The sequence below is a fragment of the Brevibacillus choshinensis genome, from assembly GCF_016811915.1.
In the GTDB taxonomy this organism is placed as follows: domain Bacteria; phylum Bacillota; class Bacilli; order Brevibacillales; family Brevibacillaceae; genus Brevibacillus; species Brevibacillus choshinensis_A.
The window spans coordinates 5,815,544-5,830,845 of sequence record NZ_CP069127.1 but is presented as its reverse complement, the minus strand read 5'-3'; the positions used below and the strand labels follow the sequence as shown (position 1 = coordinate 5,830,845).

13 protein-coding genes are annotated in these 15,302 nt (G+C 52.3%); all 13 read left to right on the top strand.

Annotation, left to right across the window (positions count from 1 at the left end):
* Positions 1 to 297: 297 nt before the first annotated feature.
* The 13 genes from speE (at position 298) to JNE38_RS28985 (ending at position 15,280) form a co-directional block, all read left to right on the top strand.
* Positions 298 to 1,131 (top strand): polyamine aminopropyltransferase, encoded by an 834-nt coding sequence (speE, locus tag JNE38_RS29045; protein ID WP_203357793.1) that lies wholly within the window; start codon positions 298 to 300, stop codon positions 1,129 to 1,131.
* Positions 1,132 to 1,151: 20 nt separating this feature from the next.
* Complete coding sequence (gene speB, locus JNE38_RS29040) at positions 1,152 to 2,021, top strand: agmatinase (protein ID WP_203354487.1); 870 nt, start codon at positions 1,152 to 1,154, stop codon at positions 2,019 to 2,021.
* A gap of 151 nt (positions 2,022 to 2,172) precedes the next feature.
* Complete coding sequence (locus JNE38_RS29035; RefSeq protein ID WP_203354486.1) at positions 2,173 to 3,417, top strand: MFS transporter; 1,245 nt, start codon at positions 2,173 to 2,175, stop codon at positions 3,415 to 3,417.
* Between the two features lie 63 nt (positions 3,418 to 3,480).
* A complete protein-coding gene (locus JNE38_RS29030) occupies positions 3,481 to 3,891 on the top strand; it encodes a YwiB family protein (protein ID WP_203357792.1) in 411 nt (136 codons plus the stop codon).
* 113 nt (positions 3,892 to 4,004) lie between these two features.
* A complete protein-coding gene (locus tag JNE38_RS29025; protein ID WP_203354485.1) occupies positions 4,005 to 4,403 on the top strand; it encodes a hypothetical protein in 399 nt (132 codons plus the stop codon).
* Between the two features lie 81 nt (positions 4,404 to 4,484).
* The gene (locus JNE38_RS29020; RefSeq protein WP_203354484.1) at positions 4,485 to 5,897 is read left to right on the top strand and encodes a sigma-54 interaction domain-containing protein; all 1,413 of its coding nucleotides are present in this window, start codon (positions 4,485 to 4,487) and stop codon (positions 5,895 to 5,897) included.
* A gap of 180 nt (positions 5,898 to 6,077) precedes the next feature.
* Positions 6,078 to 7,436, top strand: coding sequence for a lysine 2,3-aminomutase (ablA, locus tag JNE38_RS29015; protein ID WP_203354483.1), 1,359 nt, complete (start codon positions 6,078 to 6,080; stop codon positions 7,434 to 7,436).
* A 291-nt stretch (positions 7,437 to 7,727) separates the two neighbouring features.
* Positions 7,728 to 9,803, top strand: a complete 2,076-nt coding sequence (locus JNE38_RS29010) for a heterodisulfide reductase-related iron-sulfur binding cluster (protein WP_203354482.1) — start codon at positions 7,728 to 7,730, stop codon at positions 9,801 to 9,803.
* A 166-nt stretch (positions 9,804 to 9,969) separates the two neighbouring features.
* Positions 9,970 to 11,148, top strand: coding sequence for an acetyl-CoA C-acetyltransferase (locus JNE38_RS29005; protein WP_203354481.1), 1,179 nt, complete (start codon positions 9,970 to 9,972; stop codon positions 11,146 to 11,148).
* 12 nt (positions 11,149 to 11,160) lie between these two features.
* Positions 11,161 to 12,012 carry a 3-hydroxybutyryl-CoA dehydrogenase gene (locus tag JNE38_RS29000; protein WP_203354480.1) on the top strand — a complete coding sequence of 284 codons (852 nt, stop codon included), beginning with the start codon at positions 11,161 to 11,163 and terminating at the stop codon, positions 12,010 to 12,012.
* A gap of 33 nt (positions 12,013 to 12,045) precedes the next feature.
* Positions 12,046 to 13,188, top strand: a complete 1,143-nt coding sequence (locus JNE38_RS28995) for an acyl-CoA dehydrogenase (protein ID WP_203354479.1) — start codon at positions 12,046 to 12,048, stop codon at positions 13,186 to 13,188.
* Positions 13,189 to 13,259: 71 nt separating this feature from the next.
* Positions 13,260 to 14,402 (top strand): acyl-CoA dehydrogenase, encoded by a 1,143-nt coding sequence (locus JNE38_RS28990; protein ID WP_203354478.1) that lies wholly within the window; start codon positions 13,260 to 13,262, stop codon positions 14,400 to 14,402.
* Positions 14,403 to 14,647: 245 nt separating this feature from the next.
* Complete coding sequence (locus tag JNE38_RS28985) at positions 14,648 to 15,280, top strand: TetR/AcrR family transcriptional regulator (protein ID WP_203354477.1); 633 nt, start codon at positions 14,648 to 14,650, stop codon at positions 15,278 to 15,280.
* The last annotated feature ends 22 nt before the right edge of the window (positions 15,281 to 15,302 follow it).

Here is a 15,302-nt window from a genome sequence, read left to right as displayed (position 1 = left end):
AATCGGGACATACTAAGACACAAGATAATCCTAGTATGGGTCAGCCAATCACTGGATAAACTTCCCTTAGCCAATCAAAGGAAGCATGTCCAAAAAAACCTTGCATTTTGAAGGACAGCCACTATAATTTTCTTGTACTATCTGAAAGTATTGATATGATAGTCCAATGTGATAGTCGGAGCGCAGCAATAGCAGGGACCTTTAAACAAAGGAATGCTAAGGTTGCCCTAAAAGACTTGGCAATGTCAAGTCTTCTAATACATGCGGTTACTTGAAGGAGGTTACATAACCATGAACATGGAATTGTGGTACACCGAGAAACAAACGGAAAATCACGGGATTACAACGAAAATTACCGACACCCTATACAGTGAAAAAACCGAGTTTCAACAAATCGACGTGATTACTACCAAGCAATTTGGACGCATGTTAGTGCTCGACGGCATGGTTATGACCACTGATGTCGATGAGTTTGTTTACCATGAGATGATTACTCACGTAGCTCTGAATACTCACCCGAACCCGAAAAAGGTCCTGGTAGTAGGCGGCGGCGACGGCGGAGCAATCCGTGAAATCGTGAAGCATCCATCCGTGGAAAAAGCGGTTTTGGCTGAAATCGACGGTGGCGTAATTGAGTCCTGCAAAAAATACTTCCCAGAGATCGCAAGCGCGCTGACTGGCAATTCCCGCGTTGACGTGCAAGTGATCGATGGCATCAAACACATTCATGACCACAAAGGCGAATACGATGTGATCATGGTTGACTCCACGGAACCAGTAGGACCGGCAGTGGGCCTGTTCGAAAAAGGCTTCTACCAAGGTATCTATGATGCGCTGAAACCAGACGGCATCATGGTTGCGCAAACAGAGTCTCCATGGTTCAACCGCGAGCTGATCAAGCGCGTATTCAAAGATCTGAAATCGATCTTCCCGGTAACCCGTCTCTATACTTGCAGCATCCCGACCTATCCATCCGGTCTGTGGAGCTTCACCATTGCTTCCAAACAGCACGATCCATTGGAAGTAGATCCGACCAAAATCAAAAATCTCGATACAAAATACTACAATGCGGACCTGCACCACGCTGTCTTCAAACTGCCTAACTTCGTGGCTGAGCTGACCCGCGACTAATCGGAGGAGGACGAAGAAGAATGCGTTTTGACGAAGCATACTCCGGCAATGTCTTCATTCGCAGCCACGGGAATTACGAAGAGAGCCAGGCAGTCATCTACGGCATGCCGATGGACTGGACGGTAAGCTTCCGTCCGGGCTCCCGTTTTGGTCCTGCCCGGATCCGTGAAGTATCCATCGGCCTGGAAGAGTACAGCCCGTACCTCGACCGACTGCTGGAAGAAATCAAGTACTTTGATGCAGGCGACATTCCTCTTCCTTTCGGGAATGTGGAAGGCAGCCTGGACATGATCCGCAATTTCGTAGCGAAAGTGCTGGAAGACGGCAAGTTCCCGCTCGGACTGGGCGGAGAGCACTTGGTTTCCTGGCCTGTTTTCCAAGCGGTTTATGAAAAATACAAGGATATGGTGGTTTTCCACTTTGACGCGCATACCGATCTGCGCGACAACTACGAGGGCTACCAGTATTCCCATTCCACCCCGATCAAAAAGGTGTGCAACCTGATCGGCGGCAAGAACGTGTACTCGTTCGGAATTCGCAGCGGAATGCGCGAAGAGTTCGAGTGGGCGAAAGAAAACATGCACCTGTACAAATACGACGTGCTGGAACCAGTGAAAAAGGTGCTGCCAACCATCGGCAACCGCCCGATTTACTTGTCGATCGACATCGATGTGCTCGATCCAGCCCACGCGCCGGGTACCGGTACGACTGAAGCAGGCGGCATCACGTCTCGTGAACTGTTGGACACCATTCATTTCATGGCAAACAACGGGGCGAACGTCATCGGTTGCGATCTGGTAGAGGTAGCACCTGTATACGATCACAGCGAAATGACGCAAATCGTTGCATCCAAAATCGTGCGCGAGCTTCTGCTCAGCTTTGTAAAATAACAGACAACAGCCAAACGCCACCGGATACAATCTCCGGTGGCGTTTTTGCTTCTTGTTCTTATGTCGTATTATTTTTAAACATTTTAGTTTACAAAATATACTAATAAAGGTACGATGTTCACAAGAAGCTGTGACGGGGGAGATGTATCCGATGAAAGAGGTTTTTGCGAACATCGATTTCCGCAAATTGTTTTTCTCCAATTTATTTTCCGGATTTGGTCAAGGGATGACGATGATCGGGATTGCTTGGTATCTGGTTGAGAAGACGGGTTCAGCGCAGCTTTTGGGATCGACGATGTTTACTTCCGCTGTCCTGATGTTTTTTATCGGTCCTTACATTGGCACGTTGATCGATCGCTTTTCCCGCAAAAAAATGCTGTTGGTGGAAAATTTGATTGGCGCAAGCGTGCTTGGCGTTCTGGCCGTATGGGGATTTTTCGGCTCGTACATGGAGTGGATGCTGATCGCCATTTACCTGGTGACGACGTTCATGTATCAGATTCACTACCCGGCTCAGTCTGCTTTGGTGCAAGAAGGCTTCGAACCGAGGCATTACAATAGCATCAACAGTCTGCTTGAGATCGAGGGGCAGACCGCTTCCGTTCTCGCTGGCGGTGTAGCCGGATTTTTGTTGAACTCGTACGGCTTGCACATCGTTATCCTGTTCAATGCTCTGACGTATCTGTTTGCATTCGGATTGCTGTCCACCATGAGGTACACCTTTACGCTGGAAGGGGAAGCCAAAGCGAATCAGAGGGTCAACTGGCTGGGACAGCTGGGGCAAAGCTGGCGCTACATACAGGAAAAGAGGGGCTTTCTGATCTTTGGGATGTCTGCCATGATGCCGTTCATCGCGATCATGGCGAGCAATCTGCTGAAGCCGGTTTATGTGAGCCAGACGCTGAAGGCAGATGTATCGATCTTTTCGCTCGGAGAAATGGCCTACGCGATCGGAGCGGTGGCTGCAGGCGTTCTCGTCTCCATCATGGTTGCAAAAATGGGGCAATTCTCGGCGATTGTGGGCAACACGCTGCTGTTTGCCATTGTGATTGTCGCAATGGTTTCTTTACCGCACGGCTGGGCGTTGGTCGCATCCTACATGGTCTACGGCTGGTGCAATGCCTCTGTCCGGCTGATACGGCAATCCCTCTATATGACGATCGTGCCCAAACACTTTATGGGAAGGGTCATGAGCTTTTTCAATTCGATCGGCATGATGATGCGGCTTGTTTTGATCGGCTTCTTTACCATGATGATCGATTATACAGGGGCCAGCGCAGGGTATTTGGTTTTGGCGGGACTCCTGCTGCTTGCGGCTGTGGGAATCGCCGTCACGATGCGCTCCATGCTGGCGGAGGCTACGAACCGCGCCGCAGTTGCAACAGAAGATCGTTGAAGAGTAAAATGAACGGATGGAAAAGATGTGAATGGGACGAAATTGTGGAGAGTGGAAGCGATCATGCAAGATGTGCAAATTGAATTGACAGCCAAGCATCGGGTTGATGGAGAATGGGAAGAATCGACCCATGCCTATCAAGGAAAATGCGTGCAAAAGGTTGGAGCCTGGTATTTGACTTACAAGGAACAGGTGGAAGGTGCGGGTGAAGTCAGCACGACCCTCAAGCTGACGGACCAGTCGATCACCCTCGTGCGCCAAGGCGGGGTATCGACACGCCAGCAATTTGAAAAGGGAGCAAGCACCCATTCCAGCTATCAGAGCCCTTATGGCCCTTTTGCTATGGAGACCCATACGAATAAGCTGCGGATTCGCTATGAAGAGCAGATGCCTGCCCGTGTGGAGCTCGCTTATCAGCTTTGGATGAACGAGCAGTATGCAGGAGAACATGAACTGACTATCCAGATCCGGTAGTGTGGCCGTACCGAGTCATGGGTAAAGCCTTCTTTTGCGGGCCGCCCTTGGCAAGGGCGGTTTTTTACACGTACAATAGGGGTACACGGCGGGAGGGAGAAGGGGGAGTGAGCATGAAGTTTGGCCTTGTAAACGGACTGCTTGCCGGCCTCGCTCTGGCAGCGTTTTTGGCTCTGGGCGATGCTTTGTTTGGCACCGGCACGTTTGCCGTGCTGATTGATGTCAGCTATGTGCCGGGAATGGAAAGCCTGCCCTCTGTTGTCGAGCTGTTGATCCACCTGTTCATCAGCGTGGTCATCGCGTATTTGTGGCGGCGATTTTATCCGGAGAGCCGAGCCGTGGATGCCGTCAAATACGTCATGTACTGGATGCTTGCATTTGCCATCGCATTTTTGCCGTTTAGTCTGCTCAGCGGAAATGCGATGTCGTGGACTGCACTTGTTATTTGGGTACTGGGGCACCTGGTGTTTACTGCTGTGCTCGTGGTGCAAAGGAAAAGCTATCGTGAGTAAGTGATCATAAATGGAAAGTGCCGAATATTCGGCATAGTGATGATTTTTTGGCAGCATGGATGAAGGGAGTGAAATGCCAGGATGCCAATGTCTGATACAGTGGAGATGCTGCAAGCGATACTCGGGGCCATTGACGAAGGGATTCACGTCGTGGACGCAAACGGGATTACGATTTTTTACAATCATGTCGCCTCGAAGCTGGATGGTCTCACCTCGGAGGAAGTGCTGGGAAAACCGCTGCTCGAGGTGTTTCCGTCCCTCGATCGCGAGTCCAGTACACTGCTGCGGGTTATCGAAAGCGGAGAGTCGATCTACAATCAGCCTCAGGTCTATAAAAACTGGAAGGGCGTGCGAGTAGAGACCATCAATACGACGCTGCCGGTACGGGTGGGAAAGAGACTGGTAGGGGCCGTCGAGGTAGCCAAGGACATCGGAAAGCTGAAGGAGCTGTCGGAGCGTCTGGTGGATTTGCAGGCGCAAATCAGCAAGCCCAAGCGGACAAAGCGTTCCGTTGACGGACTCTCCTTCCATTTCGATGATATCTTGACCAGCAACGAAGAGATGAACCAAGTAAAAGAGCGTGCTCGCCGGGCCGCCCGCACCTCGTCGCCTGTGCTGATTTACGGGGAGACGGGTACGGGAAAAGAGCTGTTCGTCCAGTCCATTCACCAGGCATCCGCACGCAGTGGCAAGCCTTTTATCGCTCAAAACTGTGCGGCGCTCCCTTCTTCTCTGCTGGAAAGCTTGCTATTCGGTACGACAAAAGGGAGCTTTACGGGAGCGGATGACAGGCCGGGACTATTCGAGCTGGCAGACGGTGGAACGCTGTTTTTGGATGAGCTGAACAGCATGCCGCTTGATTTGCAGGCAAAGCTGCTGCGCGTCTTGCAGGACGGCCAAATACGCCGAATAGGGGGCAGCCGGCAAATCAAGGTCGATGTGCGCGTGATCGCGGCAGTCAATGAACCGCCGAAATCACTCGTCTCTCAAGGCCAGATGCGTACCGATTTGTATTACCGGATCAATGTCGTGTCCTTTGAATTGCCTCCATTGCGCCGCCGCAGGGAGGATATCGACCTTTTGGTGGGGCATTTTCTCGAAAAGTTTAACCAGCAGTTTGGCATGAATGTAAAAGGGATCAGCCCGGAAGTGAAGGCAATGTTTGCTTCCTATGCGTGGCCGGGAAATGTGCGAGAACTGGAGCATGTGGTAGAGGCCGCGATGAATATGGTCGATTCCGATACCATTGAAGTGGAGCATTTGCCCCCGCACTCCCTCGAGCGGCCTGTCGGGCACGCGTCTGTGGAATCGTGGATGCCAAAGCCCGGGGAAGGACGCTCATTGCCTGAGCTGATGCGGGAAATGGAGGAGCGAGTCATTCAAGACGCGATGAAATCGACGGATGGAAATGTGCTTCGGGCAGCAAAGCTCCTGGGCATTCCGCGTCAAACGCTGCAATACAAGCTGAATCAGCGGGCCAATCCCTTAAATTGACTGCCGAAAATTCGGCACTCAAAACGGCAACGCGTAGGGAAGGCTGAACGCGAAGAACCGAGAAAAGCGCTCTATTCCTTATTTTCTAAATTTTTTGATTTGGTTGGCACGACCCTTGCATCTCTTGTTGCGTGAGTGAATGATACCAGCTTCACCACTGACGAGAGGAGAGGTATTACGATGACGGTAGCAACGCAGCGCGACTGGCGCCAAATAGAGCTTTGGAAAGAAGTTACGGACGAACAATGGAATGACTGGATGTGGCAGCTGACCCACACCATTAAAACCGTAGATGATCTCAAACAGGTGATCAATTTGACGCCTGAGGAAGAAGAAGGCGTGCGCATTTCCACGCAGACGATCCCATTGAATATTACCCCTTATTACGCCAGCCTGATGGATGTAGATGATCCGACAGATCCGGTGCGCATGCAGTCTGTACCTCTTTCTTCCGAGATGATTCGCACCAAGTACGACATGGAAGACCCGCTCCATGAAGATACGGATTCTCCTGTACCGGGGCTGACTCACCGTTATCCGGACCGCGTCCTGTTCCTGGTGACCAATCAGTGCTCGATGTACTGCCGCTATTGCACACGCCGCCGTTTCTCCGGTCAGATCGGCATGGGCGTACCGAAAAAGCAGCTGGATGCTTGTATCGACTACATCCGCCGCACGCCTGAAGTTCGCGACGTACTCTTGTCCGGCGGAGACGGTCTCTTGATCAACGACCGCGTGCTGGAGTACATCTTGAGCAGCCTGCGCGAAATCGAGCACGTGGAAATCATCCGCATCGGTACGCGAGCGCCTGTTGTATTCCCGCAGCGCATTACCGAGAATCTGTGCAACATCTTGAAAAAATACCATCCAGTATGGCTCAACACCCACTTCAACCATCCGAAAGAAATTACACCGGAAGCGAAAAAAGCCTGTGAAATGCTCGCAAACGCCGGGGTGCCGCTGGGCAACCAAGCCGTTATCCTGGCTGGCATCAACGATTGCGCCAACACCATGAAAAAACTGGTGCAGGACCTGGTCAAAATCCGCGTCCGCCCATACTATATCTACCAATGCGACCTTTCCGAAGGGATCGGACACTTCCGCGCTCCTGTCAGCAAAGGGATCGAGATCATCGAGCACCTGCGCGGCCATACCTCCGGCTATGCGGTACCGACCTTTGTGGTGGATGCTCCGCACGGCGGCGGTAAGATTCCGGTGAGCCCGAACTACATCATCTCGCAGGCATCTGACAAAGTGGTGCTGCGCAACTTCGAGGGTGTCATCACCTCTTATCCGGAACCGAAGAATTACCACGAGCACGATGAAGAAAACTGCGAGTACTGCAAGGCAGCCAAAGGCAAAGCAGTGGGGATCGCTGCGCTCATGCAGGATGAGGCAGACAACCTCGAGCCTACAGACCTGCCGCGCAACAAGCGCATCAAGGCGACCAAGGTCAAGTCGCTGGCAGACGTGCGCAGTGAGCAAAAAGCGAAAAAAGAACATGGGGATTCCTCGGCAAAAGAAGCATCTGGCAAGTAAGAGGAATACGAGAGAAGGCAGTCGTCTGGGGATTCCAGGCGACTTTTTTCTTTCAAAGGAAATAGTTAGTAAAGTGAGATTTATTAGATTTTTTCCAGCGGTGTTTTAAGGATGGTTGACCCGGAATAAGTATGATAAGATCATGGCATAGTCATTATTGAGCGACCGCTCAGTTTTGTTTCATTTTTCGGAAAAAGAAGAGCTAGAGACTGAATAGTCATTCATTTTTCCGGTGGGTTCTGATAAACTAGAAACAAAAGAATACTCGATCAATTGAGGGGGAGTAGAATCATGCTGGCACTCATTAACCTGATCGCCTTTTTCCTGGTGCTCGCCTACGGACTGTACTTGGCCGGACATGTCGTCTACAGCAGGTATTTGTTCATCAAGCTCGGCAAAAAGCCGGATGTGAAAGATGACTTTGGCGCACGAATCAATCTGCTGCTGGACAACGTCATTTTTCACAAGAAGCTCTTGAAGGACAAAAAGAGCGGCATCATGCACGTCGTTATGTTTTACGGCTTCATTATTTTGCAGTTCGGTGCGATCGAGTTGGTGATCAAAGGACTGTCAAAAGGCTTTGAGCTTCCTTTTGGCAGCGCTCACAAATACTTCAGCTTGATGCAAGAGATTACCACGTTCCTCATTCTGGCAGCGGTAGGCTACGCGTTTTATCGCCGGTATATCGAAAAGCTGAAGCGTCTGAAGCGCGGCTTTAAATCAGGGATCGTTCTGCTGCTGATTTCCTCGCTGATGGCTTCGGTTCTACTCTCTCTCGCATCTGAGCAGCTCTGGCTGGGTCATGAGCCGTCCGGATTCGCTCCGATTTCATCCGTGATCGCGATGATCTTATCTGCCATTGGAGTGGGCCAGACGGGGGGAGCTGTGCTCTTCTACATTTTCTGGTGGGCGCACCTGATCATCCTGCTCGGCTTTGCGGTCTACGTGCCGCAGTCCAAGCATGCTCACTTGCTGTTTGCGCCGGTGAATGTCTGGTTCAAAAAGCTGGACCCGCCTGGCAAGCTTGCGAGCATCAACTTTGAAGACGAGACCCAGGAGGTTTTCGGGGTCGGCAAGATCGAGGATTTTACGCAAACGCAATTGATCGACCTGTACGCCTGTGTGGAGTGCGGTCGCTGCACGAATATGTGTCCAGCCTCTGGTACCGGCAAAATGCTGTCACCGATGGAGCTAATCACCAAAATGCGTGACCACCTGACGGAAAAAGGGGCAGCCGTGACATCCCGCACGCCGTGGATGCCGAGCTTCGCGTTTGCTGACACGAAAGCGAATCAAATTGCCATGCAGGCTTCCGAAGTGGCAGCGACCTCTGAGGGTGCTACTGCCGTATATGAGAAGAATCTGATTGGCGATGTCATCACGGAGCAAGAGCTGTGGGCTTGCACCACCTGCCGCAACTGCGAAGACCAGTGCCCGGTCATGAACGAACACGTGGAAAAAATTATCGATATGCGCCGTTATCTCGTCATGACAGAAGGCAGCATGCCAGCGGAAGCCCAGCGCGCCCTGAACAATATTGAGCGCCAAGGCAACCCATGGGGGATCAACCGCAAAGACCGCATGAAGTGGATCGAGGGCTTGAATGGCGAATACGAGGTTCCGACAGTCAAACAGGTCGAGGAATTCGAGTACCTGTTCTGGGTTGGTTCCATGGGATCCTTTGACCTGCGCAGCCAAAAAATCTCCCAAGCCTTTGTCAAGCTGATGCACGAGGCGGGAGTGAAATTCGCGGTTCTCGGCAACGAGGAGAAAAACTCCGGCGACACGGCGCGACGCATCGGGAACGAGTTCTTGTTCCAGCAGCTAGCGCAGGAAAACATCGCCCTATTTGAAGGGTACGAAGTGAAGAAAATCGTAACGTGTGACCCGCACGCGTTCAATACGTTTAAAAATGAGTATCCGGAGTTCGGGCTGCAGGCAGAAGTCTACCATCACTCTGAGCTGCTGGCACAGTGGGTGAAAGAAGGACGCCTGAAACCGACCAAGGAAGTGAAAGAACGCATCACGTACCACGATTCCTGCTATTTGGGACGCTACAACGAGATTTACGACAAACCACGCGTCATTCTGGAAGCCATTCCAGGCGTGGAAGTGCTGGAAATGAAGCGCAGCGGCTGCGACAGCATGTGCTGTGGTGCGGGTGGCGGCTTGATGTGGATGGAGGAGCACGAGGGCTCCCGTGTCAATGTGGCTCGTACCGAGCAAGCTTTGGAAGTGAATCCGACGGCGATCGCCAGCGCATGCCCTTACTGCCTGACGATGATGAACGACGGTGTGAAAACGAAAGAAAAAGAAGACGAAGTCAAAACACGTGACGTAGCGGAGATCCTGGCAGACGCGATCTAACGCGCACGTGGGAGGAAAAGCTGCTCGAGGCAGGGCAGCTTTTTTCTTCCCTAAATTCATTGACTATTATGGCAGCAAACGGCAAAATGAGAGTAGAATAAAAATGAGCGAACGCTCGGTCACATGAGTCCTTTGGAAGGAAACATTCAAGAGGAGGGATCGTTCCATGAAGACAGTGATTGTAGGGGCAGCGCGTACCCCTTTCGGCAAATTTGGCGGAGCTTTGAAAGCGTTGTCTGCGGTCGACCTCGGGGCAGTAGTCATAAAAGAGGCATTACATCGGTCCGGGATCTCCGGTGAGCAGGTGGATGAGGTCATTATGGGCATGGTCGTTCAGGCCGGAGCTGGCCAGGTTCCATCGCGTCAGGCAGCACGCAAAGCAGGATTGCCGTGGGATGTGGCGAGCGAAACGATCAATAAGGTGTGCGCTTCGGGAATGCGTGCCGTGACGATGGGCGATCAGATCATCCGTGCAGGGGATGCAGAGATCATCGTAGCAGGCGGGATGGAGAGCATGAGCAACGTTCCTTATGCCTTGCCTGATGCTCGTTATGGCATGCGCATGGGAGATGCGACGGTCCGTGACCTGATGATGTACGACGGTCTTACTTGTCCGTTTGACCAGGTGCCGATGGCTGTTCACGGCAGCAACGTAGCGGACGAGTACGGAATCGATCGGGAGGCGCAGGATCAGTGGGCGCTGCGCAGCCAGCAGCGTGCGTCGCAGGCCATCGAAAAGGGTCTTTATGCGGATGAGATCGTGCCCGTGTCCATTCCCCAGAAAAAAGGAGAGCCTCTCCTGATCAGCCAGGACGAGGGGCCCAGGCCGGATACCACCCTGGAAGGCTTGGCGAAGCTTCCGCCAGTGTATAAAAAGGACGGGACAATCACTGCGGGCAATGCTCCGGGAATCAACGATGGTGCTGCTGCCATGGTGCTGATGTCGGATGCCAAAGCTGCGGAGCTGGGGATAGAGCCGCTGGCGACTATTCTGGGTCACGCTGAAGTGGGAGCAGAGGCTCCCTACATTGCAACCACGCCGGGGCTTGCGATCCAAAAGCTGCTGAAGAAGACAGGCGTAGCTCTGGAAGACATCGACCTGTTTGAAGTGAACGAAGCGTTCGCAGCTGTTACGCTGACGAGCGGAAGAATCGTGGGCTGGGACGAGGAAAAAGTGAATGTCAACGGCGGAGCGATCGCACTCGGTCATCCGATCGGAGCCAGCGGTGCACGGATCATCATGCATCTGGCCTACGAGCTGAAACGCCGGGGCGGTGGACTTGGAATCGCGGCGATCTGCAGCGGTGCCGCACAAGGTGACGCCGTATTGATTAAAGTGGAGTAGGAGGCCTTTTACATGAACGTACAAACGATGATGGTGATTGGCGCGGGACAAATGGGAAGCGGGATCGCGCAAGTAGCGGCCGCGGCAGGTTTTCGCGTCTATCTGAACGATATCAAGCAAGAATTTGTAGAGCGCGGTCTGGCGACGATTACGAAAAACCTGAACCGCAGCGTGGAAAAAGGCACAATCACGGAAGAGGAAAAGCAAGCGGTGCTGTCTCGTCTGGTATTATCGACGGATTTGGCGGACGCAAAGGACGCAGACTTTGTCGTCGAAGCCGTAACGGAAAATATGGCTGTCAAAACACAAATTTTCACCAAGCTCGATGAAGTTTGCCCGCCTCATACAGTCTTGGCGAGCAACACCTCCTCCCTGCCGATCACCGAAATTGCCGCTGTCACCAAGCGTCCGGAGAAAGTCATCGGGATGCACTTCATGAATCCCGTGCCGGTCATGAAGCTGGTGGAGATCATTCGCGGACTGCAGACCTCCGATGAGGTGTACCAGTTGACAGAGGATCTGGCCAAGCAAATGAAAAAAGTGCCGGTCAGCGTCAATGACTTCCCGGGCTTTGTCTCCAATCGCGTGCTGATGCCGATGATCAACGAAGCCATCTATTGCGTATACGAAGGAGTAGCGACTCCAGAGGCGATCGACGAAGTGATGAAGCTGGGGATGAATCATCCGATGGGGCCGCTGACTCTCGCTGATTTTATCGGACTGGATACATGCCTGTACATTATGGAAGTCCTGCATGAAGGGTTCGGCGATTCCAAATACCGTCCTTGCCCGCTGCTTCGCAAATATGTAAAAGCAGGCTGGCTCGGCAAGAAATCCGGTCGTGGTTTCTACGTTTACAACTGACAGATGATTTCGGCAGAAAGGTAGGACTTTGACATGGATCTTCGACTGAACGAAGAGCACGAAATGATGCGCCGCATGGTTCGTGATTTTGCCCAAAAGGAGATTGCACCGTTTGTTCCTGTCATGGAAGAGACGGATCAGTTTCCGCGCCATATTTTGAAAAAGATGGGCGAGATGGGGCTGATGGGGATTCCTGTGGCAGAAGAGTGGGGCGGTGCGGGTGCCGACTTCCTCTCTTATATTATCGCGATTCATGAGATCTCCAAGGTGAGCGCGACAGTAGGTGTCATCCTATCCGTCCATACCTCGGTCGGCACGAATCCGATTCTGTACTTCGGAACCGATGAGCAAAAGAAAAAGTACGTCACGAAGCTGGCAGCCGGCGAGTACTTGGGAGCGTTTGCGTTGACTGAGCCGCATGCGGGATCAGATGCCAGCAGCATTCGTACTTCCGCCGTTCGCCAAGGTGACGCGTACATTTTAAATGGAAACAAAGTGTTTATTACCAACGGGGGGGAAGCGGATACGTACATCACGTTTGCGGTGACGGATCCCTCCAAAGGGACGAGAGGAATTTCCGCCTTTATCGTGGAAAAGGATACCCCAGGATTCACCGTTGGGAAAAAGGAAAAGAAAATGGGGCTGCACGGCTCCTATACGACTGAGCTGGTGTTTGACAACGCACACGTCCCTGCCGAGAATTTGCTCGGGCAAGAAGGAGAGGGCTTCACGATCGCCATGGCGAACCTGGATACCGGTCGGATTGGAATTGCCGCGCAAGCTTTGGGGATTGCTGAAGCTGCCGTGCAATATGCCACGGACTACGCCAAGGAGCGCAAGCAATTCGGAAAAGCAATCGCAGGACAACAGGCAGTGGCTTTCAAGCTTGCTGACATGGCGACTGCAGCGGAAGCAGCGAGATTGCTGGTGTACCAGGCAGCATCCTTGCGCAACCAGGGGAAAGCGTGCGGGATGGAAGCATCCATGGCCAAACGGTTTGCCTCTGATGCAGCGATGCAGCTCGCGACTGAAGCCGTCCAAGTATTCGGCGGCTATGGTTACACGCGTGAATATCCGGTAGAGCGGCTGTTCCGCGATGCCAAGGTCACGCAAATCTATGAAGGCACCAATGAAATTCAACGTATCGTGATCGCCAAGCATTTGCTTGCTGACTAACAAAGTGTCGTTGTCCGGCGAGGCGTTCTGGTTCCGGACTGACCGAAAAAGCACACGGGGGAGTGGTAGAAATGAATTTCCAACTGACTGAAGAACATGAGATGCTGCGAAAAATGATCCGTGACTTTGCTGAGAACCAAGTGGCTCCGACGGCAGCGGAACGCGATGAAGAGGAACGCTTTGACCGTTCTATTTTTGAACAGATGGCAGAGCTCGGTTTGACAGGAATCCCGTGGTCGGAAAAGTACGGAGGGGCAGGAGCCGATTACTTGAGCTATGTGATCGCGGTTGAAGAGCTTTCCCGCGTAGATGCATCTATCGGCGTGACCTTGTCCGCACATGTTTCTCTGGCGAGCTGGCCGCTCTACAAGTTTGGTACGGAGGAGCAGAAGCAAAAGTTTTTGCGTCCTCTGGCGGAAGGCAAGAAAATGGGAGCTTACTGCCTCACAGAACCGGGTTCGGGCTCTGATTCGGCAGGCATGCGCACCACGGCTGTCCGCGACGGCGACCATTACATTTTGAATGGAAGCAAAATCTTCATCACGAATGCGGGTGAAGCGGAGATTTACATCGTTTTCGCCGTGACGAATCCAGAGCGGGGGCACAAGGGCATCACCGCCTTTATCGTAGAAAAAGGCATGGACGGCTTTACGATGGGGAAAAAGGAGAAGAAGCTGGGTATTCGTTCCTCGCCTACTCTCGCCGTCAACTTTGAGGATGTCCGTGTACCGGTTGAAAACATGCTGGGCCAGGAGGGCGAGGGCTTCAAAATTGCGATGATGACGCTGGATGGCGGACGCAACGGGATCGCGGCACAAGCTCTGGGGATCGCTCAGGGCGCTTACGAGCACGCGCGTAACTATGCAAAGGAGCGCAGCCAATTCGGTAAGCCGATTGCTTCCTTGCAAGCGATTCAATTCAAGCTCGCAGACATGGCGACCAAAATCGAAGCTTCCCGTTTGCTCACGTATCAGGCTGCATGGCTGGAGGATCAAGGCCTGCCGTACGGAAAAGCATCTGCGATGTCCAAAGTATTTGCGGGTGATACCGCGATGGAAGTCACGATCGAAGCCGTGCAAGTATTCGGCGGATACGGTTACACGCGTGAGTATCCGGTAGAGCGATTCATGCGCGATGCGAAAATCACGCAGATCTATGAAGGCACCAATGAAATTCAGCGCGTAGTCATCAGCAACTTCCTGCTGAAAGAATAGTCGAATCGAGGACATCTGAGCACTCGCACCAACCACCAACCACCGACCGGGGAGCAGGACAACCTGCTCCCGGCCATTTCTTCCATAGAAAAGGCCCGCTATAAAATGGGAAAAGAAAGATTTGGCTTCTGTCGTTTACTCGCGTATAATAATTGCGAAAAGATACAGAGACGAGCGTTTTTTTACTTGACTTTTTCAGAAACGTCTGACCAAACGCTCAGTCGGTCGGAAAGGTGGATTTTGCAGTGTCCGAGAAAAGAAAAAGCATTCCTTCCCTGGTGAAGGACCCCAAGCTCATCGAAAAGCGACGGGAGCAGATTATTGAAGCGGCAGTGAATCTGTTTATTAACAAGGGCTTTCATAAAACAACGACCAGGGAGATCGCCCGTGCCTCTGGCTTTAGCATCGGTACGTTGTATGAGTATATCGAATCGAAGGAAGACGTATTGTACCTCGTCTGCGACGCGATCCATGCGGAAATGGAGAGCCGTCTGCGCGAGGCTATCAATTTTAACGGGACGGGTCTCAAAATTTTAAAGCTGGCGCTCAAGAGCTTCATTCGCGTGATGGACCAAATGAGCGATCGCGTATTGCTCATTTATCAAGAGTCGAAGTCGCTTCCGAAAGAAACGCTTCGCTTTGTTCTGGGGCGCGAGGAGGAAATTGCGCAGGTTTTCGTGGAAATCATTCGCAAAGGAATCGCCGACGGCTCCCTCCGCCTGGACGAAAAGCACGTCAAGCTCATGGCTGACAACATCATGGTGCTCGGCGAGATGTGGGTATTCCGTCGTTGGGCTTTGCACAAGCACTATACGTTGGAGGAGTTCACCGAGAAGCAGATAGCGTTGCTGCTGCGCGAAATCAGTGTCTCCGACTAACCTTCATTTCATATGAATCTCG